Here is a 25,035-nt window from a genome sequence, read left to right on the forward strand (position 1 = left end):
GAAAATTTCCTACTGAGTGACGTCGCCAACCGGATCGGGCTGCATCTGCTGCGCCTTCCACAGTTCCAGATTGCTTTGCAGGAGCTGCTCAGGCAGTCCGGCGGCGACCATTTCTGTCATCTTTCGCGCCAGCTGGCCGCGTAGCCAGGGCTCGTTGCACGCCGAATTATGCGACAGGGTAAGGTAGAGACCTTCGCTGGAAATCGGCGGGTCCAGCACCTCCAGATCATCTTCCATACCCAGCGTCTCGGCGAGCGCCAGGCCAGGGTAACGCTCGTAGAGCACATAGTCGGTGCGGCCGAGCAGCAACTTCTGGAACGCCTGGGTCAAGCTGGAAACGCCCTCGAGCTTCAGGTTCTGCTTGGCGAAGGTATCGAACTGCTGACCAAAACTGTTGCCAACCAGGGTGTCGCCGGTATGCCCCTGCAGGTCGATCCAGCTGCCATAGGGAAATGCTTCGCCCTTGCGCACCCAGACCACGCTGGGCGTGTAGAAGAACGCCGGGTGCACGTAATCCATGTGTTCCAACCGCGGCAGGGTGATGAAGGCCCCAGCAAGCAGATCGACGCGCCCGGTACGCACCTCATCCTGCGCTCGCGACCAGGGGCCGGTGTAGATCACGTCAACCACCACGCCGAGTTCTTTTGCCAGGTGCTTGAGCAGATCGGCATTAGCGCCGATCAACTGCTGTGGGTTCTGCGGATCACGCCAGAGATAGGGGGGATATTCCGGATTACCGGTCGCTACCAAGCGCTCGCATTTACCAACGGCCAGGGCCGCAGTTGGCATAACGACCAGGGCGCACCACAGCAACAGCGACTTAAACAGACAACGCTCAGGCATTGGCTACTCTCGGTTTATGCGTTGATTGGCAGGATGAGCTTGGCACCCCGGCATCCTCTGTGTTCATGCTAGCTTAGTGGCGCCGCCGGAATAACTCGCGATAAGGACGCGCCATGAAAAAACTGCTGCTCGCTTTGCTGCTACTGCTTCTCGCCGCCTCAGCAACGCTGTATTTCTTTCCCGCCGCTCAGTTGCTCAGCCTGCGCCTCATGGAACAACAGCGCGCCGGGCTCAGTCACGAGCGGCTATCTGTCGGCGATCTTAACATCCATTACTACCAGGGAGGACCGGCGAGTGGCGAAACCCTGGTGTTGCTCCACGGTTTCGCTGCAGACAAGGATAACTGGCTGCGCTTTTCTCGCCACCTGACCGAGGACTATCGCGTCATCGCATTGGACCTGCCCGGCTTCGGCGACAGCGACCTGCCACCTGGCAGCTATGATGTCGGCACCCAGGCAGAGCGCCTGGCGAACATCCTCGAGGCAATGGGCGTTCAGCGCGCGCATGTGCTCGGTAACTCGATGGGCGGACATATTGCCGCACTCTTCGCAGCACGCTACCCGGATCGCGTCCGCTCGCTGGCACTGTTCGCCAACGCCGGGATCGACAGCCCGCACAAGAGCGAGCTGTATCGATTGCTGACCAGTGGTGCGCCCAATCCACTGGTGGTCAAGCAGCCGCAGGATTTCGACAATCTGCTGCAGTTCATCTTCGTCGAACCACCCTATCTGCCCGAGTCGCTCAAGCGATATCTGGGCGAGCGCTCTGTGGCGAAGGCTGCGCACTATGAACTGGTATTCACGCAACTCGTGGAGCGCACCATCCCATTGGAGCCCGAACTGGCGAAAATCCAGGCGCCCACGCTGCTGCTCTGGGGCAGGCAGGACCGGGTGCTGGATGTCTCCAGCATCGATGTCATGCAACCACTGTTGCGCAAACCCAGCGTGGTGATCATGGATAACGTCGGTCACGCCCCCATGCTCGAGCGCCCCGAAGAAAGCGCCCTGCTCTACAGGCAGTTTCTGGAAGACCTGAAGTGACACCCGACTGGCAAGTTTGTGTGCGTCTTGCTTGCTGACTTAGCACTATCTATTACCGCGTGCGCTGAGCGTTTGGGTTGCGCCCCTTACGGGCGCCACACCTTGATTCGCTTTGCTCACCCTTCGGCCCAGCCTGCGGCTGTTACTGCGCTTCGCTACGTTTCTTTGTTTGCCCAAGAAAGGTGTGCCAAAGAAGGGCACCCCGACATCCGGGTTTCGCTGCGCGAAACTTCCCTCGCTCCGGTGCTGCTCCGGGGCCGGCTTACATGGGCCATCCCTGGCCCATTAAGCGGGGCCGCCATCGGTATCTCACCGCATCCATGCGGCTCGCTCCCCTACGCAAAACCTACACTCGGCCTCCTGAAGGGGACCAGGTCGCGAGCTTGCGTAATCTTTGCGGAATTGGAATTGGCGGCGTCTGGCCTTTGCCTTTGCTCTTCAACTGCGATGGTACAGGCGACGCCCAAATCCCCTTCAGGAGGCCGAGTGGAATCGCCGTGGAAGGGGTTGAGCGACATGGATGTCGCGAGAGCCACGATGGGCCAGGGATGGCCCTTCGTGGCGTGCCCCTGGAGTGGTGATGGAATGAGGGAACCCCGGCGCAGCCGGGGCCGGATGTCGGGGTGCCCTTCTCTTTGGTTACTTTCTCTTGGGCAAGCAAGAGAAAGTGACTCGCCCGTAGGGGGCGAAACCCATCAGACCAGACGACGCGCTAACGGATAGTGCCAACTCATCGACAGCTAACACGTAATTGCCAGTCCGGTATCAAGCGTATCTTCCCCGCGAGAATGCGAAGAACAATAAAAAACCCGCTCTGGTGAGCGGGTTTTTTCGGTGCGTGAAAAGCGGCTTAGACCGACTTCTCCAGCTCCGGTACGGCTTCGAACAGGTCGGCGACAAGACCGTAGTCGGCAACCTGGAAGATCGGCGCCTCTTCGTCCTTGTTGATCGCAACGATCACCTTGGAGTCCTTCATACCGGCCAGGTGCTGGATCGCGCCGGAGATACCGACGGCGATGTACAGCTGCGGCGCGACGATCTTGCCGGTCTGACCGACCTGCATGTCGTTCGGCACGAAACCGGCGTCGACAGCAGCGCGGGAAGCACCGACGGCAGCGCCCAGCTTGTCGGCCAGCGCATACAGGTGCTTGAAGTTGTCGCCATTGCCCATGCCACGGCCGCCGGAAACGACGATCTTGGCAGCGGTCAGTTCCGGACGGTCGGACTTGGCCAGTTCTTCGCCAACGAAGGCGGACTTGCCGGCATCGGCCGGGCCGGAAACGGCTTCAACGGCAGCGCTGCCGCCTTCGGCAGCAGCGGCGTCGAAACCGGTGCTACGCACGGTGATCACCTTGATGGCAGCCGAGGACTGCACGGTGGCGATGGCGTTACCGGCATAGATCGGACGCTTGAAGGTATCAGCGCTCTCGACGGCGATGATCTCGGAGATCTGGTCGACATCCAGGGCAGCGGCGACGCGCGGCAGGATGTTCTTGCCGTTGCTGGTGGCGGCAGCCAGGATATGGCTGTAGCCCTTGCCCAGCTCGGCTACCAGCGGCGCGACGTTCTCCGGCAGCTGGTTGGCATAGGCCGCGTTGTCGGCAACCAGGACCTTGGCCACGCCAGCGATCTTGGCGGCAGCTTCGGCAGCAGCGCCAGCGTTGGCACCGGCTACCAGAACGTGAATGTCGCCACCGATCTTCTGCGCAGCAGCAACGGTGTTCAGGGTAGCGGCAGCCAGAGCGGCATTGGTGTGTTCAGCGATAACCAGGATAGTCATTTAGATTACCTTCGCCTCGTTCTTCAGTTTCTCGACCAGTTCAGCCACGGACTTGACCTTGATGCCAGCGCTGCGAGCAGCCGGCGCTTCGACTTTCAGGGTCTTGACGGTGGAGGCGGTGGAAACGCCCAGAGCGTCCGGGGTAACGGTTTCCAGCGGCTTCTTCTTGGCCTTCATGATGTTCGGCAGCGACGCATAGCGCGGCTCGTTCAGGCGCAGGTCGGTGGTGACGATCGCCGGCAGGTTCAGCGCAACGGTCTGCAGACCGCCATCGATCTCACGGGTGACGTTGACCTTGTCACCAGCCACTTCGACCTTGGAGGCGAAGGTGCCTTGGCCGAAGCCAGTCAGGGCGCCCAGCATCTGGCCGGTCTGGTTGTTGTCGCTGTCGATGGCCTGCTTGCCCATGATCACCAGCTGCGGCTGCTCCTTGTCGACCACTGCCTTGAGCAGCTTGGCCACGGCCAGGGAGTTCAGCTCGTCATTGGACTCGACCAGGATGGCACGATCGGCACCCAGAGCCAGCGCGGTACGCAGTTGCTCCTGGGCGGTAGCCGGGCCGATGGTGACGACGACGATTTCGCTCGCCACGCCTTTCTCCTTCAGGCGTACGGCTTCTTCCACGGCGATTTCGCAGAAGGGGTTCATGGACATCTTGACGTTGGCGAGGTCGACGCCGCTGTTGTCCGCCTTGACGCGAACCTTGACGTTGTAGTCAACCACTCGTTTGACAGCTACAAGAACCTTCATGGATTCCTCGTTACTCTCCGGTGAATAAGAATCTCGCCAAGGCGAGCCTGGTCAGCGATACAAATTGGCAGGAGCCAACCTTTTAGCCCAGACGGCGAGCGCAAAACCGCCCGTATCTTGACCCCGCGGCCTGGCCCGGTCAATACAGCGAACTGGCCGGTCATCCGCGATGTAGTAGGATTCTAACAGGCCTACAGAAAATTCAAACAAACGTTTGTATTGGCCCGCTGAGAGGGTGTAGATATAATGCCCACGCCGTGCTTAGGGAGCGAGCCGCGCCCTCCAACATAAAATATCGAAGAGCCTTGAGTAGGAGATAGCCTGTGGAACGCGAATTTATGGAGTTCGACGTCGTCATCGTCGGCGCCGGCCCGTCCGGACTGTCCGCCGCCTGCCGACTGAAGCAGAAAGCCGCTGAAGCGGGTCAGGAGATCAGCGTCTGCGTGGTCGAGAAAGGCTCCGAAGTTGGCGCTCACATCCTCTCCGGTGCGGTGTTCGAACCGCGCGCCCTGAACGAACTCTTCCCCGACTGGAAAGAGCTTGGCGCTCCGCTGAACACCCCGGTCAAGCGCGATGACATCTACCTGCTGCGCGACGCTGACAAGGCTACCCGAATTCCTGACTTCTTTGTGCCGAAAACCATGCACAACGAAGGCAATTACATCATTTCTCTGGGCAATCTGTGCCGCTGGCTGGCTCAGCAGGCCGAGAACCTGGGCGTCGAGATCTATCCGGGCTTCGCCGCCCAGGAAGCGCTGATCGACGAGAACGGCGTGGTGCGCGGCATCGTCACCGGCGACCTGGGTGTCGACCGTGAAGGCAATCCCAAGGAAGGCTACTACACCCCCGGCATGGAACTGCGTGCCAAGTACACCCTGTTCGCCGAAGGCTGCCGTGGCCATATCGGCAAGCAGCTGATCAAGCAGTACAACCTCGACAGCGAAGCCGACGCTCAGCATTACGGCATCGGCATCAAGGAAATCTGGGACATCGACCCGGCCAAACACGAACAAGGCCTGGTGGTGCACACTGCCGGCTGGCCGATGGACATCATGGGCACCGAGAACACCGGCGGCTCCTTCCTCTATCACCTGGAAAACAACCAGGTGGTGGTGGGTCTGATCATCGACCTGTCCTACTCCAACCCGCACCTGTCGCCGTTCGACGAATTCCAGCGCTACAAGCACCACCCGGTGATTGCCCAGTACCTGGAAGGCGGCAAGCGCGTTGCCTACGGTGCTCGCGCCATCTGCAAGGGCGGCATCAACTCGCTGCCGAAGATGGTCTTCCCGGGCGGCGCCCTGATCGGCTGCGACCTCGGCACCCTGAACTTCGCCAAGATCAAGGGCAGCCACACCGCGATGAAATCCGGCATGCTGGCTGCCGACGCCATTGCTGAAGCCCTGGCGGCCGGCCGTGAAGGCGGCGACGAGCTGAGCAACTACGTCGATGGCTTCAAGGCCAGCTGGCTGTACGACGAACTGTTCCGCAGCCGCAACTTCGGTGCGGCCATCCACAAGTACGGCGCCATCGTCGGCGGCGGCATCAACTGGCTGGACCAGAATATCTTCGGCGGCAAGGCGCCCTTCACCCTGCACGACAACAAGCCGGATTACGCCTGCCTGAAGCCTGCAGCCGAGAGCGCGAAGATCGCCTACCCGAAACCGGACGGCAAACTGAGCTTCGACAAACTGAGCTCGGTGTTCCTCTCCAACACCAACCATGAAGAAGAGCAGCCCTGCCACCTGAAGCTCACCGACCCGAGCATCCCACTGGCGAAGAACCTGCCGCTGTACGACGAACCGGCGCAGCGCTACTGCCCGGCTGGCGTGTACGAAGTGGTAACGCAGGAAGACGGCGAGAAGAAGTTCCAGATCAACGCGCAGAACTGCGTGCACTGCAAGACCTGCGACATCAAGGACCCGGCCCAGAACATCACCTGGATCGCGCCGGAAGGCACCGGTGGCCCGAATTACCCCAACATGTAATTCGGCCAGACATGAAAAAGGCTCCTTCGGGAGCCTTTTTCGTTTGCGTCGAATCGGTAGGAGCGAGCTCTGCTCGCGAAGGTTTCAAGACCCCGCTTCGCGAGCAAAGCTCGCTCCCATGGGGAGTTCAATCCTGATAGATCATCTTGCGACTCATGCCGCCGTCGATGACGAATTCCTGCCCGGTGACGAAACCGGCCGCATCGGAGAGCAACCAGGCGACCTGCGCCGCGACATCTTCCACCGTGCCGACACGGCCGACCGGATGCTGCGCGTGATCGAACACCGACAGCGGCTCCAGGCGCTGCTGCGACGGGTCGCGGGCGTCGATCCAGCCCGGGCTGACGCAATTGACGCGCACCTCCGGCCCCAGGCTGATCGACAGCGCGTGAGTGAGCGCGACAAGACCGCCCTTGCTCGCGGCGTACGCCTCGCAATCGGCCTCGGACTGGCTGGCGCGGGTCGAGGCGATATTGACGATGGCGCCACGATGCCCGCGCAAATAAGGCGCGCAATGCTTGGCCAGCAGCATGGCGCCGGTCAGGTTGACCGCCAACAGGCGATTCCAGCGCTTGAGATCGAGCGACTCCAGCGGCGGCGTGTGCGGATCGGAGATAGCCGCATTGCACACCAGCGCATCGAGACGACCGAACTGCCCGAGCACCTCGGCGACGCCGACGCTCACCTGATCCTCCTTGGCCACGTCCATGGAGACGAACCAGGCGTTATTACCCAGAGCACGCGCTACTTTCGAGCCACGCTCGCGATCGACGTCGGCCAGCACCACCTGCCAACCCTCGGTGATCAGCCAGGCACTGATACCCAGGCCGATGCCACGCGCGGCTCCGGTGACCAGGGCGACACGCCCGTTGTTGGGCGTGTCATCGCTCCCCCACTGCAACATGCTCAGAGCGCAGCCAGGCCGCGCGCCAGGTCCGCCTTGAGGTCTTCTAGCTCTTCCAGGCCCACGGCGACGCGGATCAGGTTGTCGCGAATGCCAGCGTTAGCGCGCTCTTGCGGCGTCAGGCGACCGTGGGAGGTGGTAGCCGGATGGGCGACGGTGGTCTTGGTATCGCCGAGGTTGGTGGTGATGGAGATGACACGCGTGGCATCGATCACCTTCCAGGCGGCATCACGGCCGCCCTTGACCTCGAAGCTGACCACGGCACCGAAGGCGCTCTGCTGCTTCTTCGCCAGCTCATGCTGCGGATGGCTGGGCAGGCCGGCGTAATAAACGCGCTCGACCTGCGGCTGCTGCTCGAGCCACAACGCCAGCTGCAGGGCGCTCTCGCTCTGCGCGCGCATACGAATGCGCAGGGTTTCCAGGCCCTTGACGAACATCCAGGCATTGAACGGACTGAGGGTCGGCCCGGCGGTACGCAGGAAACCGACCACTTCCTTCATCTGCTCGCTACGCCCCGCCACCACACCGCCCAGGCCACGGCCCTGGCCGTCGATGTACTTGGTGGCCGAGTGCATGACCATATCGGCACCCAGCTTCAGCGGCTGCTGCAAGGCCGGCGTGCAGAAGCAATTGTCCACCGCCAGCAGTGCGCCGCGTGCGTGAGCGATCTCCGCCAGCGCGGCGATATCCACCAGCTCGGCCAGTGGGTTGGACGGCGACTCGACGAACAGCAGCCTGGTATTGGGCTTGAAGGCCCCTTGCCAGGCATCGAGATCGGCCAGCGGCACGTAATCGACCTCGATGCCGAAGCGCTTGAGGTACTTCTCGAACAGGCTGATGGTGGAGCCGAATACGCTGCGCGACACCAGCACGTGGTCGCCGCCACTGCAAAAGCTCATGACGATGGCGAGGATCGCCGACATGCCGGAAGCGGTCGCCACCGCCTGCTCGGCGCCTTCCAGCGCGGCGATGCGCTCCTCGAAGGTGCGTACGGTGGGGTTGGTGTAGCGCGAATAGACGTTGCCCGGCACTTCGCCGGCAAAACGTGCGGCGGCATCGGCAGCGGTGCGGAACACGTAACTGGACGTCAGGTACAACGCTTCGCCATGCTCGCCCTCAGGCGAACGGTGCTGGCCAGCACGCACCGCCAGGGTGTCGAAGCCGACCCCATCCAGGTCGCTGTCGAGCCTGCCGGCCTCCCATTCCAGAGTCATATCGCTACCTCACGAAAAACAGCCCGGATGCAATCCGGGAAATTCAGGGTGACATTCCCCCGGATTGCATCCGGGCTACGGACCGGGGTGCGCCGTGCGCACCATCGAAACGGGCAGAACCGCTGCCCTGCCCGCTCGAATCAGTTGTTATACAGATCGATGATCGCGCTGACTGCCTGCGATTTGACCTTGCTGGCATCGTTGCGCGCCTGCTCGATCTTGTCCAGGTACGCCTCGTCGACGTCGCCGGTGACGTACTTGCCATCGAACACCGCGCAGTCGAAGTTGTCGATCTTGATCTTCTTGCTGCCGCTGACCGCCTCGATCAGATCCGGCAGATCCTGGTAGATCAACCAGTCGGCACCGATCAGCTCGCAGACCTCCTCGGTGCTGCGGCCGTGAGCGATCAGCTCATGGGCGCTGGGCATGTCGATACCGTAGACGTTCGGGTAACGCACCGCCGGGGCTGCCGAGCAGAAGTAGACGTTCTTCGCACCAGCCTCGCGAGCCATCTGAATGATCTGCTTGCAGGTGGTGCCACGGACGATGGAGTCGTCCACCAGCATCACGTTCTTGCCGCGGAACTCCAGCTCGATGGCATTGAGCTTCTGCCGTACGGACTTCTTACGTGCCGCCTGGCCGGGCATGATGAAGGTGCGGCCGATGTAGCGGTTCTTGACGAAACCTTCGCGGAATTTCACGCCCAGGTGATTGGCCAGTTCCAGCGCCGCGGTACGGCTGGTGTCGGGGATCGGGATGACCACGTCGATGTCATGATCCGGACGCTCGCGGAGAATCTTGTCGGCCAGCTTCTCGCCCATGCGCAGACGCGCCTTGTACACCGAGATACCGTCCATGATCGAATCCGGGCGCGCCAGGTAAACGTGCTCGAAGATGCAGGGAGCGTACTGCGGGTTGGCTGCGCACTGACGGGTGAACAGCTTGCCCTCTTCGGTGATGTAGACCGCCTCGCCCGGCGCCAGGTCGCGGATCAGGGTGAAGCCGAGCACGTCCAGCGATACGCTCTCGGACGCGATCATGTACTCGACACCTTCATCGGTATGGCGCTGGCCGAAGACGATCGGGCGAATGCCGTTGGGGTCGCGGAAACCGACGATGCCATAGCCGGTGATCATCGCGACGACGGCGTAACCGCCCAGGCAGCGCTCGTGCACGTGGGTAACGGCGGCGAACACATCTTCCTCGGTCGGCTGCAGCTTGCCGCGCTGGGCCAGCTCATGGGCAAACACGTTGAGCAGCACTTCCGAATCGGAATTGGTGTTCACATGGCGCAAGTCGGACTCGTAGATTTCCTTGGCCAACTGCTCGACGTTGGTCAGGTTGCCGTTGTGCGCCAGGGTGATGCCATAAGGCGAGTTGACGTAGAACGGCTGAGCTTCGGCCGAGCTGGAGCTGCCAGCGGTCGGGTAGCGCACATGGCCGATGCCCATATGGCCGACCAGGCGCTGCATGTGACGCTGCTGGAACACGTCACGCACCAGGCCGTTGTCCTTGCGCAGGAACAGGCGGCCATCATGGCTGGTGACAATACCGGCAGCATCCTGGCCGCGGTGCTGGAGGACGGTGAGCCCGTCATACAGCGCCTGATTGACGTTCGATTTACCGACGATACCGACGATGCCACACATGTGCCACGACCCCTGCTAGATAGTTCAGGCTAATTCAGCGACCGATGCAGCGGTTACTCCGCAGCGGCCACTCTTTTAAAGCAGATCAGCTGGGTGAGCCGATCCACCGGTAAACCACTGATCGGACCACCCCAGAATGAGGTTCTTCGACCAGTCGGCGACCATCAGAAAATGCGGCACCAGTTGCGACTGTTGCCACCACGTATCCTGCTCCACTGGCGCCAGGCTGATCAGCCCGACCAGCAGCACCACCAACAAACCACCACGCGCGGCGCCGAATACCATGCCGAGAAAACGGTCGGTACCGGACAGGCCTGTCACGCGGATCAGCTCGCCAATGAGGAAATTGACCAGAGCGCCCACCAGCAAGGTGGCGATGAAGAGAATGGCACAGGCTGCAATGACCCGCGCGGAAGGCGTTTCGATAAACTCGACGAGATGCTGGGCCAATGCACCACCGAACATCCAGGCGACCACACCTGCGATGATCCAGGTCAGCAGCGACAGGGCTTCCTTGACGAAGCCGCGCTTCAGACTGATCAAACTAGAGATGGCGATGACGGCGATGATCGCCCAATCGACCCAGGTGAATACCACGGTGCGGCCTACCAGCGGAAAAGGCGGAGCATTTTAGCAGAGCCCGGCGCATCGGGTAACCAGGCGCTGCAAAGTCCCTTGCTTGCTTAGCCTGCTTCTGGCTGGAAACGCACGACAAAACCGCTGAGCTTGTGCTGGCGATTGAGCTGGTCACGCAGGCGCTCGGCCTCGGCACGCTCGATCAACGGACCTACGAACACCCGGTTCATGCCGTCGAAGGTGCGGATATAGGCGTTGTAACCCTGGCTGCGCAGGGTTTTCTGCAGATTTTCCGCCCCAGCGCGACTGGACAGACTGGCCAACTGCACCGACCAACTGATCGGCAGACTGTTGGCGTCCAGGCGCCCTTCCGGCTTGGCAGGAGCACTGCTCGCCGCTTGTGCGGCCTTGGCCGGATCGGGCTTGCTCTGCTGGGCAACGGGCGGCGGAGTCGGCTTGGGCTGCTCAGGCACCTCGACGATCTGAGGCTCCACCTCTTCGACGGGAACCGGCTCCTGCGGCAACTCCTTGGGCTCGACGACCTCGGCAGGCTGCACGATGATCTCCGCAGCAGCCGGCGCTTGCGGCATGGCCGGCGCATCCACCACCACGCGGCGCATCTCGTCCTCGCGCGACAGCAGCATAGGCAGGAAAATCACCGCCAGCGCCACCAGCACCAGAGCACCGACCATGCGCTGCTTGAGCCCACTGTCCAGCATTGCCATCCCCAATCCCCTTATCAAGCCGGGCGGGCCAGCCAATCCAGGGCCTCGGCCACGCAGAAAAACGATCCGAACAACAGTATCTCGTCACCCTCTGCCGCCTGTTCGCACTGCGCATCGAGCGCGGCACGTACAGCCGGATATTGCGTCACTGCCACGCCCAGCCCCCGCAGGTGCTCGGCCAGCTCGTCGGCAGAGCGTGATCGCGGCGTATCCAGCGGCGCCACGGCCCAGCCAGCAACCAGACTCAGAAGCGGCGCCACCACGCCAGGCAGATCCTTGTCGGCCAATAAACCGAACACTGCCCAACGCTTCCCGGCCAGCGAGCGACTCTCCAGGCGCTGCGCCAGATAATCGGCGGCATGAGGATTATGCCCAACATCGAGCAACAGTGTGAGTGACTTGCCTCGCCAATCCAGCGCGCGACGATCCAGGCGCCCGGTTACCCGCGTGGCGAGCAGGGCCTGAACGATCTGCTGGTGATTCCACGGCAACGGCAGCAGTGCATAGGCCTGCAACGCCAGCGCCGCGTTTTCCATCGGCAGATCGAGAAGCGGTAGGTGCTCGAGTCGCAGTACCTGGCCTTTTGCGTCGAGGCCATACCAGGACCAGTCCTGCGCTTGCACATTCAGGTCATAGTCACGACTGCGCAGGAAGAGCGGCGTATCCAGCGTGACTGCCTGCTGCAGCAATGGCTGCGGCGGGTCGAGATCACCGCACAATGCAGGCATGCCGGCGCGCATGATCCCGGCCTTTTCGAAAGCGACCGATTCACGGGTATCGCCCAGCCAGTCAGCATGATCCAGACCAATGCTGGTGATCAGGGCCAGATCGGCATCGACCAGGTTCACCGCATCCAGGCGCCCACCGAGGCCGACCTCGAGCACCACGGCATCCAGCTGGGCACGCTCGAACAACCAGAAGGCCGCCAGCGTTCCCATCTCGAAATAGGTCAGCGAGATCTCGCCACGGGCTGCTTCGACCGCGGCAAAAGCCTGGCATAGCTCTTCGTCGCTTGCTTCTCGCCCTTGCACAAGCACACGCTCGTTGTAACGCAGCAGGTGCGGCGAACTGTAGACACCGACACGCTGGCCCTGGGCTGCGATCAGGCTGGCTAGAAAGGCGCAGGTAGAACCCTTGCCATTGGTACCGGTGACGGTGACCACCAATGGCGCAGGTTTGCCCAGGCCGAGCCGCAGCGCCACCTCACGCGAGCGCTCCAGCCCCATGTCGATGGCCGAAGGATGCAACTGCTCGAGGTAGGCGAGCCACTCGCCCAGGCTACGTTCGGTCATGCAGTGGCCGGCAGGGAAACCGGAGAGGGACGATTCATCATTTGCGCAAGCAGACGCGCCAGGCGCGGACGCAGTTCATCGCGCGAAATGATCATGTCGATGGCGCCATGCTCCAGCAGGAACTCGCTACGCTGGAAGCCTTCCGGCAGCTTCTCGCGCACGGTCTGCTCGATCACGCGCGGGCCGGCGAAACCGATCAGCGCCTTCGGCTCGGCCACGATGACATCTCCAAGCATTGCCAGGCTGGCGGAAACACCGCCGTAGACCGGGTCGGTCAGCACGGAGATGAACGGCAGGCCTTCTTCACGCAGACGCGCCAGAGCGGCGGAAGTCTTGGCCATCTGCATCAGCGAGATCAGTGCTTCCTGCATGCGCGCGCCGCCCGAAGCGGAGAAGCACACCAGCGGGCAGCGTTTTTCCAGTGCGACATTGGCCGCACGGACGAAACGCTCGCCAACGATGGCACCCATGGAGCCCCCCATGAAGGAGAACTCGAACGCGCAAACGGCGATCGGCATGCCTTCGAGGGTGCCGCTCATGGAGATCAGTGCATCTTTCTCGCCAGTCTGCTTCTGCGCACCGGCCAGACGATCCTTGTACTTCTTGCTGTCGCGGAATTTCAGGCGGTCGACCGGCTCGAGATCGGCACCGATTTCCTCGCGCCCCTCGGCATCGAGGAAGAGGTCGATACGCGCACGAGCACCGATACGCATGTGGTGATTGCACTTGGGGCAGACATCGAGTGTCTTTTCCAGCTCAGGACGGTAGAGCACGGCATCACAGGACGGACATTTGTGCCACAGGCCCTCGGGCACAGAGCTCTTCTTCACCTCGGAACGCATGATCGAGGGAATGAGTTTGTCTACCAACCAGTTGCTCATGCTGTCATTTCTCCATAACCGTTGGTTCGGATGAACGCCTCATCGTGAAACGCCCATCTCCAGCAATTCTTTTCTGCCGCACCCAGCACCCGTCGAAACGAGCCATGGCGGCGTGACAGGCTAATTGACGGCCCTGCTTCAATCGCCGTCACATTGAGCATCATGCACCGCCCGCACGAATGCACGAATCTTGTCTACATCCTTTATGCCTTTACTGGCCTCTACCCCACCACTGACATCCACGGCATAGGGACGCACCTGGCAAATAGCCGCCGCGACATTACCTGCATCGAGGCCGCCGGCCAGGATGATTGGCTTGGCGGCACGTTCAGGCACCAGCGACCAGTCGAACGAAGCCCCGGTACCGCCCGGAACGCCTTCGACGAAGGTATCCAGCAGAATACCGCGCGCACCAGTGTAGGGCGCCATGGCTGCCGACACGTCCTCACCGGGGCGAACCCGCAGCGCCTTGATATAGGGGCGGCCATGGCCTTCACAGTCGGCCGGCGACTCGTCACCGTGAAACTGCAGCAGATCCAGCGGCAGGCGCTGCAACAACTGCTGCAACTCGTCGCGCGGCATGTCGACGAACAGCCCGACACTGGTCACGAACGGCGGCAAGGCCTGCAAGATCGCAGAGGCCTGCTCGACGCTGACCGCTCGCGGGCTTTTCCCGTAGAACACCAGACCAATGGCGTCGGCACCCGCCTCCACCGCCGCCAGAGCATCTTCGACGCGGGTGATCCCACAAATCTTGCTGCGTACGACCGTCACGTTCATACCTCTCGCCATCCGGGCTCGGATGGTAACAAAGGGTTATGGCTGTCGCACGTCCGGCAGACCGGAGAGAAAATGCGGCCCGAGATAGCGCTGCGGCAATTCGAACTCCTGCGGGTAATCGACCTGTATCAGATATAGACCGTAGGGATGCGCTGTCACCCCCCCGCTATGCCGATCGCCGCGCTCGAGCACCTCACGCGCCCACTCCGGCGGCCGCTCACCAGCACCAATGGTCATCAACACACCGGCGATGTTACGCACCATGTGATGCAGGAAAGCATTGGCGCGGATATCCAGCACGATGAAACGGCCGTGCTCGATCAACTGCAGGTGGTGCACGGTCTTGACCGGTGACTTGGCCTGGCAGCGCGTTGCCCGGAAGGCGCTGAAATCATGGGTGCCGACCAGCGCCAGGGCGGCTTCACGCATGCGCGCCACATCCAGCGGTCGATGATTCCAGGTCACTTCCTCGGCCATGTGCGCCGGGCGAATCGGATCGTTGTAGATCACGTAGCGGTAGCGTCGCGCCATGGCCGAGAAGCGCGCATGAAAGTGCGCCGGCATCACCTTCGCCCAGGTCACGCTGATGTCACCGGGCAAATTCATGTTGGCGCCCATGATCCAGGCGTGCAGCGAACGCTCGACAGTGGTGTCGAAATGCACAACTTGACCACTGGAATGCACAGAGGCATCGGTACGCCCCGCGCAGAGAATGCTCACCGGAGCGCCACCAGCGACCTTGGACAAGGCAGTTTCCAGGTGACCCTGGATCGAAGGCACGTTCGCGCCCTGGCGCTGGAACCCACGATAACGTGCGCCCTTGTATTCGAGGCCCAGGGCGATTCTGAAAAAGCCAGCGGCCGCCATTTCGGCGGCCGCTACAGGTACTGCGTCAGACATCTATCAATCAAACCATCTTGGCAATCATCTCGCGAGCTTCCTGCTGCTGAGCATCGCTGCCCTCGGCAATCACTTCATCAAGAATGTCGCGCGCACCTTCGGTGTCGCCCATGTCGATGTAGGCCCGAGCCAGATCCAGCTTGGTCGCGGTTTCATCGGTGCCGGACAGGAAGTCGAAGTCATCGTCGCCATCCAGATCAGTGGACAGACTGTCGGCCGGCGCCAGCGGAGCTGCTTGCGGCTCTTCGAAACCAGTCGACAGCTGATCCAGCTCGGCGGTCACCTCGTCCAGCTGCGCGGCGAAGCTGTCAGGTGCGATAGCAGGCTGAACCGGAGCTTCGTCCTCGAGCGACAGATCGAAGTCAGCCGGCAGATCGAGATCGGCAGACGGCGCTTCTTCCGGCAGATCAAGGCTCAGACCGGAGAGGTCGTCAGCGGACTGGCTCAGCGGTGCATCGTCATCGAGGCTCAGCAGGAAATCGTCGGCTTCGTCGCTGACAGCCGCAGCCGGCTCATCCAGATCCAGGCTGAAGGCGGACAGATCGTCGGTCGGCTGGGACAGTTCAACCTTGTCATCATCCAGGGCCAAATCGAAGCCCAGATCGTCGGCGGCAGAAGCAGCCGGCGCAGCGGGCTCATCGACCAGACCGAAGTCCAGATCATCGTCCAGCGACAGCGGCGCCTGCTCAGCCTTGGCCGACTGAATATCACTCTCCAGATCGGCCTCAAGGTCGTCGAGGCTCAGATCGAAGGCATCATCCAGATCGCCAGCAGTGGAAGCAGGTGCTTGTGCAGCCGGCTCATCCAGGCTGAGATCGTCCAGACTGAACTCGCCCATGTCGTCATCGACGGAGGCGGCGGCAGCCATGGCGCCCGCCCCTGCAAAGGCAGCGATTGCCGGGTACTTGGACTTCAGTTGCTCGGCTTCGGCATTCACGCCGCCGATTTCGCGCAGCTCGTTATCCTGACGGGCAAAACCTTCGCGATCACCCAGCTCGGCGTAGACTTCCATCAGCTTCAGACGCAGATCGGCACGATGTGGCTCGTCGTTGATCGCGTTCTGCAGCAGTTCGGCCGCCTGATTGAAGCGCCCGTAAGCAATGTAGATATCAGCCTCGCCCAGCGCGTCGCCAGTCTGCGCCGTAACACGCTCTTCGCCAGCGGTCTGAGCGCTCTGGACAGGCTCGTCATCGAGACCGGCGAAGCTGTCTTCAGGCATGTCCAGGTCGGAGGCGAAGGCCTGGTCTTGGGACAGGTCGTCGGCCAGTTCGTCTTGCAGCTCGGACTCTTTCATGGCGTTGCGGCGCGACAGTGCCATCAGGCCGACCAGCAGGAGCAGAAGCGCACCGCCACCGGCCAGACCCAACGTCATCGGGTTGGCCATCAGGTCATCGATGAAGCTCTGCGGGGCTGGGGCAGGAGCCGGCGCTGCTGGCTTGGCTGCTTCGACGGGTGTGGCCGGGGCAACTGGTTCAACGGCAGCAGCCGGCTCACTGGCCGGCTGTTGGGTTGCGGCGGCGCTGTCCTCGACAGGCGCAGCCGGTTCCTCGGAATAGTTGTAGTCGGGTGCCGCCTCCTCAGGCGGCGTAGTGGGCGGCGTTGCCGCCTCCTCAGCAGGCGGCGCGACCTCGGGCTCCGTAGCCGGGGCTTCCGGCGCCGACTCGTCGGAGGCCGCCGACAGGTCGGCTTGCAACTTGGCCAACTGACTATCTTTCAATTCGACCAGGCGCTGCAATTTGTCCAGCTGACTCTGCAGATCACCAACACGGCCTTGCAACTCGGCGTTCTCGCGACGGGTCGAATCCAGGCTTTCCTGAGTCACTGCCAGCTTGTCGGCCAGCGCTTTGCTGCCAGCCGAACCGGCATCGCTACCGCGAGTGGACTGACCTGCTTCAGCAGCAACCAGCTTCAGACTGTCACTCGCTTCTGCAGTCGCCGGTGCGGCGCCAGCGGTGGTACGGCGGGTGGCATCCAGTTGACGCGAGGCAACAGCACGGCCTTCACGCCAAGCTGCATTCTGCTCGGCGACCTGAGCGATCGCCTCGGCATTGCTGCGACTGCGAATCTGCTGTTCATCCGGCAGACGCAGTACCTGACCGCTCTTCATACGGTTGATATTGCCGCCGATGAAGGCATCCGGATTCAGATCCTGGATAGCCAGCATGGCCTGATTGACCGAGCCACCGCTGACACGCTGGGCGATTTCCCAGAGCGTATCGTTGGCAGTGGTTCTGTATTCGTTACCGGAAATGGCGCGCGACGCGGGTGCCGGCGCGACAGGACGCGGGGCCGCAGCAGGTGCAGCACTGGCCGGTGCGGGAGCAGGCGCAGCAGACGGACGCGGCGCGGGCGCGGCAACCGGCAGCTGCGGGGCAGCGGCTACGGACGGTTGCGGCGAGTAAAGTGGCGGGTCGAGCAGCAGGGTGTATTCGCGCAGCAAGCGACCGTTCGGCCAGAGCACTTCAACCAGGAAGTTGAGGTAAGGCTCACGCACGGTCTTGCTCGACGTGATGCGGATAACGCTCTTGCCATTCGGCTTCAATACCGGAGTGAACTTGAGATCGGTCAGAAAATACTGACGATCAACGCCAGCTTTGACGAACTCCTCAGGGGACGCGAGGCTGGGAATTACCTCGTTGGAAGCAAGATCACGCACCTCCAGCAATTCGATTTCCGCTACCAACGGCTGATTCAGCGACGATTGCAGGGTAACCTCACCCAATCCCAGCGCATGCGCCATACCGGAAGACAGCGCGGAAGCGGCTGCGATTGCCAGCACCAGTTTGCGAACCCGAACCATAGCGTTATCCCTTGTTTTATCTTTTTCTCGGCATGCGAGAGGGTCTTGAGAACTGCTGCCTGCCTCCGCTCCACGAGCGGCTCCCCATTCAGCAATCAACTCAGCCAGTATTGCCAAGCTAGAAAGATTCTTCAAATTTCTAGGTAAGTATCTTTTACAGATAGTGTTTTATCAATAACTCAGCTATCTGCACAGCATTCAGGGCGGCGCCTTTTCTTACATTATCAGACGCAATCCACAAATTGAGTTGCCTTGGATCGCTCACGCCACGACGGACACGTCCTACATAGACCTGATCCTGCCCCACCGCATCGCCCACTGCAGTCGGATAGTCGCCAGCCTCTACCAACTCGATGCCTTGCGCGACCTCGAGCAACTGCTGCACTGCACTGATATCGATAGCCGAATCAGCATACACGCCCAGCGCGAGACTATCGCCAAAGAACACCGGCACCAAGGCGCAGGTCGCTGCCACCGGAAGTTCAGGCAGGCTCAATAATTGCTGAATCTCGGCTGCCAGACGTTTCTCCAACTGAGCATGGCCCTGATCGTCCACCTCGCCGACCTGCGCCAGCAGGTTGAACGCGATCTGTCGATCCACTGTCTTGGGCTCCAGTGGCCGCCCATTGAGCAGCTCAGCGGTCTGCCGTGCCAACTCCTGCACACCACTGCGCCCCAGCGTCGATATGGACAGCATGGCAGTCACCTGCAGCTGCTCGGGGCGCAGTACAGGGCTCAACGTCGCCAGCACCAGCGCACAGGCAACCGCCGAAGGCGTCGGCGCACTGACGCGCCACGGCGTGGTCAATGCCGGCAAACCCTCGGCGCCAAGCTCGGGCAATACACATGGCGCCTGCTCCAGCGGCAAAGCGGCGCTCAGGTCTATGACCGAGCAACCGGCTGCGACCACGCGCTCATGGTGAGCGCGTGTGACCTCAGAGCCCGCGGCAAAGAACGCCAGTTGCACCTGGGTGAAATCGAAAGCGTCGAGCGATCTGACCCGCACCTGCCGACCGCGAAAGGAAAGGCTCTGCCCAGCCGATTCGCTACTGGCCAGCAGATGCAGATCCTTCACCGGGAACTCACGCTCTTCGAGCAATTCGACCAGTGCTTCGCCGACATTACTGGTGGCGCCGATCACGGCGATATTGATGGACTGACTCATGAGCTGACCTACGACACAGAAGGAGCGGCACTGTAACTGCGCCCCATCGCCCAGGCAATCGGCTTGCGCAGCCCCCGAAAAGACAAAGCCCCCCTGCCGAAGCAGAGGGGCTTTGTTTGACGCTGGATGCCAGCCTCGCTGTTAGCGCTCCAGCAGGATCCGCAGCATGCGCCGCAGCGGCTCGGCAGCGCCCCACAACAGCTGGTCGCCCACGGTGAAAGCCCCCAGGAACTGCGAACCCATGTTGAGCTTGCGCAGACGACCGACCGGAACACTGAGGGTGCCAGTGACGGCTGTCGGGCCGAGGTCGCGAATGGAATCCTCACGATGATTCGGCACCAGCTTGACCCAGGGGTTGTGCTGGCTGATCAGGCCTTCGATATCGGCCATCGGCACATCCTTGTTCAGCTTGATGGTCAGCGCCTGGCTGTGGCAACGCATGGCGCCGATGCGCACGCAAATGCCGTCGACCGGGATCGGGTTCTTGAAGCGACCGAGGATCTTGTTGGTTTCGGCCTGAGCCTTCCACTCTTCACGGCTCTGCCCGTTCGGCAGTTCCTTGTCGATGTACGGAATCAGGCTGCCGGCCAGTGGTACACCGAAGTTGTCGACCGGGAAACCTTCGCCACGCATGGCTTCGGCAACCTTGCGATCGATGTCGAGGATGGCACTGGCCGGGTCGGCCAATTCATCGGCGACGGCGCCGTTGATCGCGCCCATCTGCTTGATCAGTTCACGCATGTTCTGCGCACCAGCGCCGGAAGCGGCCTGGTAGGTCATGGCGCTCATCCACTCCACCAGACCGGCTTCGTACAGGCCGCCGAGCGCCATCAGCATCAGGCTGACAGTGCAGTTGCCGCCGATGTAGTTCTTGGTTCCAGCGTCCAGCGCCTGGTCGATCACCTTGCGGTTGACCGGATCGAGCACGATGACCGAGTCGTCATCCATGCGCAGGCTGGAGGCGGCATCGATCCAGTAGCCCTGCCAACCGGCTTCACGCAGCTTGGGGAAGACTTCGCTGGTGTAGTCGCCACCCTGACAGGTCAGGATCACGTCCAGGCCTTTGAGGTCGTCAATGCTGTAGGCATCTTTCAGCGCAGCGATGTCCTTGCCAATGACAGGGCCTTGGCCACCCACATTGGAAGTGGTGAAGAACACCGGCTCGATCAGGTCGAAGTCCCGCTCTTCCAGCATGCGCTGCATGAGCACGGAACCGACCATGCCACGCCAACCGATCAGACCTACACGTTTCATAACGACTACACCTATATAAACAGCCCGCCGGAACCACCCCGGCGGGGCTGGGAAGATTACAGACTACGCAGCGCTTCGACTACTGCATCACCCATCGCAGCGGTACCGACCTTGGTCTTGCCCTCGGACCAGATGTCGCCGGTACGCAGGCCTTGATCCAGCACCAGACTCACGGCCTTCTCGATGGCATCGGCGGCAGCGACCTGGCCGAAGCTGTAACGCAGCATCATGGACACCGAGAGAATGGTGGCCAGCGGGTTGGCGATGCCCTTGCCGGCGATGTCCGGCGCGGAGCCATGGCACGGCTCGTACATGCCCTTGTTGTTGGCATCCAGGGATGCCGACGGCAGCATGCCGATGGAGCCGGTCAGCATCGAAGCTTCATCAGACAAAATGTCACCAAACATGTTGTCGGTGACCATCACGTCGAACTGCTTGGGCGCACGCACCAGCTGCATGGCGGCGTTGTCGACGTACATGTGGCTCAGCTCGACGTCCGGATAGTCCTTGGCCACTTCCTCGACCACCGCACGCCACAGCTGGCTGGAGGCCAGGACGTTGGCCTTGTCCACCGAGCACAGCTTCTTGCCGCGTACACGGGCCATGTCGAAACCGACCTTGGCGATGCGGCGGATTTCGCTCTCGCTGTACGGCAGAGTGTCGTAAGCCATGCGCTCGCCGTTTTCCAGCACCTTGCTCTCGCGCGGCTGGCCGAAGTAGATGCCGCCGGTCAGCTCACGGACGATAAGGATGTCCAGGCCCGCGACCACTTCCGGCTTGAGGCTGGAGGCCTCGGCCAGTTGCGGATAGAGGATGGCCGGACGCAGGTTGCCGAACAGGCCCAGTTGCGAACGGATCTTCAGCAGGCCGCGCTCGGGGCGGATGGCCGGGTCGATGGTGTCCCACTTCGGCCCGCCGACGGCGCCGAGCAGCACGGCATCGGCAGCCTTGGCGCGCGCCAGGGTCTCGTCAGCCAGCGGCACACCGTAGCGGTCGATGGCGGCGCCGCCCAGGTCATCGAAGCTCAGTTCGAAACCCAGGGTGTACTTGTCGTTGGCCAGGTTCAGCACCTTGACCGCCTCGGCCATGATTTCCGGGCCGATACCGTCGCCAGGAAGAACCAGAATCTGCTTGCTCATTGCATCCTCAATACGCAGTAGGGTGCGCCGTGCGCACCATTTAAACAGTGAGTCAGTCGGTGCGCACAGCGCACCCTACTTGATTGCGCCGAACAGCCAGGGGCTGCTCTGCTGATAACCGACCTCGAACGCCTTGATCGCATCCTGATCCTGCAGGGTCAGGCCGATGTCGTCGAGGCCATTGAGCAGGCAATGCTTGCGGAAGGCATCGACCTCGAAGGCGTACTGCACGCCATCCGGACGAGTCACGGTCTGCGCCTGGAGGTCGACGGTCAGTTGGTAACCCTCGGTGGCCTCGGCCTGCTCGAACAGAGCATCGACCTCTTCGTCCTTGAGGACGATCGGCAGCAGGCCGTTCTTGAAGCTGTTGTTGAAGAAGATATCAGCGAAGCTCGGCGCGATCACCGCACGGAAACCGTACTCGTCCAGCGCCCACGGCGCGTGCTCGCGCGAGGAGCCGCAGCCGAAGTTCTCACGGGCCAGCAGCACGCTGGCGCCCTGGTAGCGCGGGAAATTGAGCACGAAATCCTTGTTGATCGGGCGCTTGGAGTTGTCCTGGTTCGGCTGGCCGATGTCCAGATAGCGCCACTCGTCGAACAGGTTGGGGCCAAAGCCGGTGCGCTTGATCGACTTCAAGAACTGCTTGGGAATGATCTGGTCGGTGTCGACGTTGGCGCGGTCGAGCGGGCAGACCAGGCCGGTGTGTTGGGTGAAGGCTTTCATCATCTAACTCCTCAGGCCTGGATCAATTCGCGAACGTCGATGAAACGACCGGTCACTGCCGCAGCGGCAGCCATGGCTGGGCTTACCAGATGGGTACGACCACCGGCGCCCTGACGGCCTTCGAAGTTGCGGTTGGAGGTGGAAGCGCAATGCTCGCCGCTGCCCAGCTTGTCCGGGTTCATCGCCAGGCACATGGAGCAGCCCGGCTCACGCCATTCGAAACCTGCCTCGATGAAGATCTTGTCCAGCCCCTCGGCCTCGGCCTGCTGTTTCACCAGGCCAGAACCCGGCACCACCATGGCTTGCTTGACGGTACTGGCGACCTTGCGCCCCTTGGCCACCTCGGCGGCAGCACGCAGGTCTTCGATACGCGAATTGGTGCAGGAGCCAATGAATACGCGGTCCAGCTGGATATCGGTGATCGGCTGATTGGCGCTCAGGCCCATGTACTTGAGTGCGCGGATGATCGAGTCCTTCTTCACCGGGTCGGCTTCGACGGCCGGGTCCGGCACGTTCTGGTCGACGGCCAGGACCATTTCCGGCGAAGTGCCCCAGCTCACCTGCGGCTTGACGTCCTCGGCCCTGAGCTCGACAACGGTATCGAACACCGCATCGGCGTCAGACACCAGGCCCTGCCACTGCGCCACGGCCTTGTCCCAGTCGCTGCCCTTGGGCGCGAACGGGCGATCCTTGACGTAGGCGATGGTCTTTTCGTCCACAGCCACCAGGCCGACACGGGCACCGGCCTCGATGGACATGTTGCAGATGGTCATGCGGCCTTCCAGCGACAGATCGCGAATCGCGCTGCCGGCGAATTCCAGGGCATGGCCGTTGCCGCCGGCGGTGCCGATCTTGCCGATCACAGCAAGCACGATGTCCTTGGCGGTGACGCCGAACGGCAGCTTGCCTTCGACGCGCACCTGCATGTTCTTCATTTTCTTGGCCACCAGGCACTGGGTAGCGAGCACGTGCTCGACTTCCGAGGTGCCAATGCCGTGGGCCAGCGCACCGAAGGCGCCATGGGTGGAAGTGTGCGAATCGCCGCAGACCACGGTCATGCCCGGCAAGGTAGCGCCCTGCTCCGGCCCGACCACGTGGACGATGCCCTGGCGCACGTCGTTCATCTTGAACTCGAGGATGCCGAAGTCATCGCAGTTCTCGTCCAGGGTCTGCACCTGAATGCGCGAGACTTCGTCGGCGATGGCCTCGAGACCACCCTGACGCTCGGCCTTGGTGGTCGGCACGTTGTGATCCGGGGTGGCGATGTTGGCGTCGATGCGCCACGGCTTGCGTCCGGCCAGGCGCAGCCCCTCGAAGGCCTGCGGCGAGGTCACTTCGTGAAGGATGTGACGATCGATGTAGATCAACGAAGAACCGTCGTCGCGACGTTTCACTTCGTGCATTTCCCAGAGCTTGTCGTAGAGCGTCTTGCCAGTCATCAGCCTTACCTCATCAGCGCCTTTTGAGCACATCCGGAAACTGCCTGCGTTATCACCGCCCGGCGTCAGAAGTGCACTTTTCTATGCCTGGGCGAAAATGGCCCTTCGGCTTATGGGGAGAATGCTATTGCCAGGCACGAAATAACTCAAATTCATATTTTTTATTCAAAGGATTCCACAAAGGAATGTAAGCTCAGGGCATCTTTGCATCCCCGGAGCGCCCCATGGATCTGGCCAACCTCAATGCCTTTATCGCCATCGCCGAAACCGGCAGCTTTTCCGAAGCGGGCGAGCGCCTGCACCTGACTCAACCCGCCGTGAGCAAGCGCATCGCAGGCCTGGAACAGCAACTGGGCGTGCGCCTGTTCGATCGCCTCGGCCGCGAGATTGGCCTGACCCAGGCCGGCCGGGCTCTGCTGCCGCGCGCCTACCAGATTCTCAACGTGCTGGACGATACCCGTCGCGCCCTGACCAACCTGTCCGGTGAAGTCAGCGGCCGCCTGACCCTGGCTACCAGTCACCACATCGGCCTGCATCGCCTGCCCGCCCTGCTGCGTGCTTTTACCCGCGCGCACCCACAGGTGGCACTGGATATCCAGTTCCTCGACTCGGAGGTGGCATACGAAGAAGTCCTGCATGGCCGCGCCGAACTGGCGGTGATCACCCTCGCTCCGGAAACCCGTGAACCGATCCGCGCCGTCGCCGTGTGGGACGATCCGCTGGATTTCGTCGCCGCACCGGAACACCCCCTGGCCCGCAGCCAGGTGATCAGCCTGGCCGACGTGGCACAGCACCCAGCCGTCTTCCCTGGCGGCAACACCTTCACCCACCACATCGTCCAGCGCCTGTTCGAGGCTCAGGGCCTGACACCCAACATCGCCATGAGCACCAATTACCTGGAAACCATCAAGATGATGGTGTCCATCGGCCTGGCCTGGAGCGTGCTGCCGCGCACCATGCTCGACGAACAGGTCGCGCGCCTGCCGATACCGGGCATCCAGCTGACCCGCCAGCTGGGCTACATCCTGCATACCGAACGTACGCTATCGAATGCCGCGCGGGCATTCATGGATCTGCTCGATAGCCAACGCGACGATCTTGCATAGGCGACTAGCCTGCGACTAACGTGGCGACATAACGATAAGAAACGTGTCTACATGCCACTCACGACCGCCCCGCGCATCGCGCATTCC

21 protein-coding genes are annotated in these 25,035 nt (G+C 62.0%); 3 read left to right on the forward strand and 18 right to left on the reverse strand.

Going from position 1 to position 25,035, the window contains the following annotated elements:
• Positions 1-9: 9 nt before the first annotated feature.
• Positions 10-843, reverse strand: coding sequence for a substrate-binding periplasmic protein (locus BLR77_RS00370; RefSeq protein WP_074674929.1), 834 nt, complete (start codon positions 841-843; stop codon positions 10-12).
• 113 nt (positions 844-956) lie between these two features.
• Here BLR77_RS00370 and BLR77_RS00375 point away from each other — a divergent pair, with 113 nt between their 5' ends.
• Positions 957-1,883: an alpha/beta fold hydrolase gene (locus tag BLR77_RS00375; protein WP_074674930.1), complete on the forward strand. Its 927-nt coding sequence runs from the start codon at positions 957-959 to the stop codon at positions 1,881-1,883.
• 850 nt (positions 1,884-2,733) lie between these two features.
• Here the strand turns inward: BLR77_RS00375 and BLR77_RS00380 are convergent.
• Positions 2,734-3,663 (reverse strand): electron transfer flavoprotein subunit alpha/FixB family protein, encoded by a 930-nt coding sequence (locus BLR77_RS00380; protein ID WP_017677310.1) that lies wholly within the window; start codon positions 3,661-3,663, stop codon positions 2,734-2,736.
• Complete coding sequence (locus tag BLR77_RS00385) at positions 3,664-4,413, reverse strand: electron transfer flavoprotein subunit beta/FixA family protein (RefSeq protein WP_024307880.1); 750 nt, start codon at positions 4,411-4,413, stop codon at positions 3,664-3,666.
• A 323-nt stretch (positions 4,414-4,736) separates the two neighbouring features.
• Here BLR77_RS00385 and BLR77_RS00390 point away from each other — a divergent pair, with 323 nt between their 5' ends.
• Positions 4,737-6,401: an electron transfer flavoprotein-ubiquinone oxidoreductase gene (locus BLR77_RS00390; protein WP_074674931.1), complete on the forward strand. Its 1,665-nt coding sequence runs from the start codon at positions 4,737-4,739 to the stop codon at positions 6,399-6,401.
• A 127-nt stretch (positions 6,402-6,528) separates the two neighbouring features.
• Here BLR77_RS00390 and BLR77_RS00395 read toward each other — a convergent pair whose 3' ends face one another.
• The 15 genes from BLR77_RS00395 to leuC form a co-directional block, all read right to left on the reverse strand.
• Complete coding sequence (locus tag BLR77_RS00395) at positions 6,529-7,305, reverse strand: SDR family oxidoreductase (protein WP_074674932.1); 777 nt, start codon at positions 7,303-7,305, stop codon at positions 6,529-6,531.
• A 2-nt stretch (positions 7,306-7,307) separates the two neighbouring features.
• Positions 7,308-8,519 (reverse strand): O-succinylhomoserine sulfhydrylase, encoded by a 1,212-nt coding sequence (locus tag BLR77_RS00400; protein WP_074674933.1) that lies wholly within the window; start codon positions 8,517-8,519, stop codon positions 7,308-7,310.
• Between the two features lie 140 nt (positions 8,520-8,659).
• Positions 8,660-10,168 (reverse strand): amidophosphoribosyltransferase, encoded by a 1,509-nt coding sequence (gene purF, locus BLR77_RS00405; protein ID WP_074674934.1) that lies wholly within the window; start codon positions 10,166-10,168, stop codon positions 8,660-8,662.
• A 75-nt stretch (positions 10,169-10,243) separates the two neighbouring features.
• Entirely contained in the window at positions 10,244-10,765 is a 522-nt protein-coding gene (locus tag BLR77_RS00410) for a CvpA family protein (RefSeq protein ID WP_003461125.1), read from the reverse strand.
• A gap of 86 nt (positions 10,766-10,851) precedes the next feature.
• Positions 10,852-11,469 (reverse strand): SPOR domain-containing protein, encoded by a 618-nt coding sequence (locus BLR77_RS00415; RefSeq protein WP_074674935.1) that lies wholly within the window; start codon positions 11,467-11,469, stop codon positions 10,852-10,854.
• Positions 11,470-11,483: 14 nt separating this feature from the next.
• Positions 11,484-12,761 (reverse strand): bifunctional tetrahydrofolate synthase/dihydrofolate synthase, encoded by a 1,278-nt coding sequence (gene folC / locus BLR77_RS00420; protein WP_074674936.1) that lies wholly within the window; start codon positions 12,759-12,761, stop codon positions 11,484-11,486.
• The gene (accD, locus tag BLR77_RS00425; protein ID WP_074674937.1) at positions 12,758-13,642 is read right to left on the reverse strand and encodes an acetyl-CoA carboxylase, carboxyltransferase subunit beta; all 885 of its coding nucleotides are present in this window, start codon (positions 13,640-13,642) and stop codon (positions 12,758-12,760) included. The genes folC and accD overlap by 4 nt, the downstream gene beginning before the upstream one ends.
• A gap of 138 nt (positions 13,643-13,780) precedes the next feature.
• Positions 13,781-14,434: a phosphoribosylanthranilate isomerase gene (locus BLR77_RS00430; protein WP_074674938.1), complete on the reverse strand. Its 654-nt coding sequence runs from the start codon at positions 14,432-14,434 to the stop codon at positions 13,781-13,783.
• 24 nt (positions 14,435-14,458) lie between these two features.
• Entirely contained in the window at positions 14,459-15,322 is an 864-nt protein-coding gene (gene truA / locus BLR77_RS00435; protein ID WP_074674939.1) for a tRNA pseudouridine(38-40) synthase TruA, read from the reverse strand.
• A gap of 7 nt (positions 15,323-15,329) precedes the next feature.
• Positions 15,330-18,122 (reverse strand): motility hub landmark protein FimV, encoded by a 2,793-nt coding sequence (locus BLR77_RS00440; protein WP_074674940.1) that lies wholly within the window; start codon positions 18,120-18,122, stop codon positions 15,330-15,332.
• A gap of 154 nt (positions 18,123-18,276) precedes the next feature.
• Complete coding sequence (locus BLR77_RS00445) at positions 18,277-19,287, reverse strand: aspartate-semialdehyde dehydrogenase (RefSeq protein WP_074674941.1); 1,011 nt, start codon at positions 19,285-19,287, stop codon at positions 18,277-18,279.
• Between the two features lie 141 nt (positions 19,288-19,428).
• Complete coding sequence (asd, locus tag BLR77_RS00450; RefSeq protein WP_074674942.1) at positions 19,429-20,541, reverse strand: aspartate-semialdehyde dehydrogenase; 1,113 nt, start codon at positions 20,539-20,541, stop codon at positions 19,429-19,431.
• 56 nt (positions 20,542-20,597) lie between these two features.
• Entirely contained in the window at positions 20,598-21,680 is a 1,083-nt protein-coding gene (gene leuB / locus BLR77_RS00455) for a 3-isopropylmalate dehydrogenase (protein WP_074674943.1), read from the reverse strand.
• Between the two features lie 75 nt (positions 21,681-21,755).
• Complete coding sequence (gene leuD / locus BLR77_RS00460) at positions 21,756-22,403, reverse strand: 3-isopropylmalate dehydratase small subunit (RefSeq protein ID WP_074674944.1); 648 nt, start codon at positions 22,401-22,403, stop codon at positions 21,756-21,758.
• Between the two features lie 11 nt (positions 22,404-22,414).
• Positions 22,415-23,842, reverse strand: a complete 1,428-nt coding sequence (gene leuC / locus BLR77_RS00465; protein ID WP_074674945.1) for a 3-isopropylmalate dehydratase large subunit — start codon at positions 23,840-23,842, stop codon at positions 22,415-22,417.
• A 224-nt stretch (positions 23,843-24,066) separates the two neighbouring features.
• Here leuC and BLR77_RS00470 point away from each other — a divergent pair, with 224 nt between their 5' ends.
• On the forward strand, positions 24,067-24,948 hold the full coding sequence (locus tag BLR77_RS00470) for a LysR family transcriptional regulator (protein WP_013715120.1): 882 nt from the start codon (positions 24,067-24,069) through the stop codon (positions 24,946-24,948).
• Positions 24,949-25,035: the final 87 nt, after the last annotated feature.

Origin of the sequence: Ectopseudomonas alcaliphila, from assembly GCF_900101755.1 — a bacterium.
GTDB lineage: Bacteria > Pseudomonadota > Gammaproteobacteria > Pseudomonadales > Pseudomonadaceae > Aquipseudomonas > Aquipseudomonas alcaliphila.

What these genes read in the sequence shown, in the direction of transcription:
- BLR77_RS00370 (WP_074674929.1), bottom strand. Translation starts at nt 843, where the DNA reads ATGCCTGAGCGTTGTCTGTTTAAGTCGCTGTTGCTGTGGTGCGCCCTG.
- BLR77_RS00375 (WP_074674930.1), top strand. Translation starts at nt 957, where the DNA reads ATGAAAAAACTGCTGCTCGCTTTGCTGCTACTGCTTCTCGCCGCCTCA.
- BLR77_RS00380 (WP_017677310.1), bottom strand. Translation starts at nt 3,663, where the DNA reads ATGACTATCCTGGTTATCGCTGAACACACCAATGCCGCTCTGGCTGCC.
- BLR77_RS00385 (WP_024307880.1), bottom strand. Translation starts at nt 4,413, where the DNA reads ATGAAGGTTCTTGTAGCTGTCAAACGAGTGGTTGACTACAACGTCAAG.
- BLR77_RS00395 (WP_074674932.1), bottom strand. Translation starts at nt 7,305, where the DNA reads ATGTTGCAGTGGGGGAGCGATGACACGCCCAACAACGGGCGTGTCGCC.
- BLR77_RS00400 (WP_074674933.1), bottom strand. Translation starts at nt 8,519, where the DNA reads ATGACTCTGGAATGGGAGGCCGGCAGGCTCGACAGCGACCTGGATGGG.
- purF (WP_074674934.1), bottom strand. Translation starts at nt 10,168, where the DNA reads ATGTGTGGCATCGTCGGTATCGTCGGTAAATCGAACGTCAATCAGGCG.
- BLR77_RS00415 (WP_074674935.1), bottom strand. Translation starts at nt 11,469, where the DNA reads ATGGCAATGCTGGACAGTGGGCTCAAGCAGCGCATGGTCGGTGCTCTG.
- folC (WP_074674936.1), bottom strand. Translation starts at nt 12,761, where the DNA reads ATGACCGAACGTAGCCTGGGCGAGTGGCTCGCCTACCTCGAGCAGTTG.
- accD (WP_074674937.1), bottom strand. Translation starts at nt 13,642, where the DNA reads ATGAGCAACTGGTTGGTAGACAAACTCATTCCCTCGATCATGCGTTCC.
- BLR77_RS00430 (WP_074674938.1), bottom strand. Translation starts at nt 14,434, where the DNA reads ATGGCGAGAGGTATGAACGTGACGGTCGTACGCAGCAAGATTTGTGGG.
- truA (WP_074674939.1), bottom strand. Translation starts at nt 15,322, where the DNA reads ATGTCTGACGCAGTACCTGTAGCGGCCGCCGAAATGGCGGCCGCTGGC.
- BLR77_RS00440 (WP_074674940.1), bottom strand. Translation starts at nt 18,122, where the DNA reads ATGGTTCGGGTTCGCAAACTGGTGCTGGCAATCGCAGCCGCTTCCGCG.
- BLR77_RS00445 (WP_074674941.1), bottom strand. Translation starts at nt 19,287, where the DNA reads ATGAGTCAGTCCATCAATATCGCCGTGATCGGCGCCACCAGTAATGTC.
- asd (WP_074674942.1), bottom strand. Translation starts at nt 20,541, where the DNA reads ATGAAACGTGTAGGTCTGATCGGTTGGCGTGGCATGGTCGGTTCCGTG.
- leuB (WP_074674943.1), bottom strand. Translation starts at nt 21,680, where the DNA reads ATGAGCAAGCAGATTCTGGTTCTTCCTGGCGACGGTATCGGCCCGGAA.
- leuD (WP_074674944.1), bottom strand. Translation starts at nt 22,403, where the DNA reads ATGAAAGCCTTCACCCAACACACCGGCCTGGTCTGCCCGCTCGACCGC.
- leuC (WP_074674945.1), bottom strand. Translation starts at nt 23,842, where the DNA reads ATGACTGGCAAGACGCTCTACGACAAGCTCTGGGAAATGCACGAAGTG.
- BLR77_RS00470 (WP_013715120.1), top strand. Translation starts at nt 24,067, where the DNA reads ATGGATCTGGCCAACCTCAATGCCTTTATCGCCATCGCCGAAACCGGC.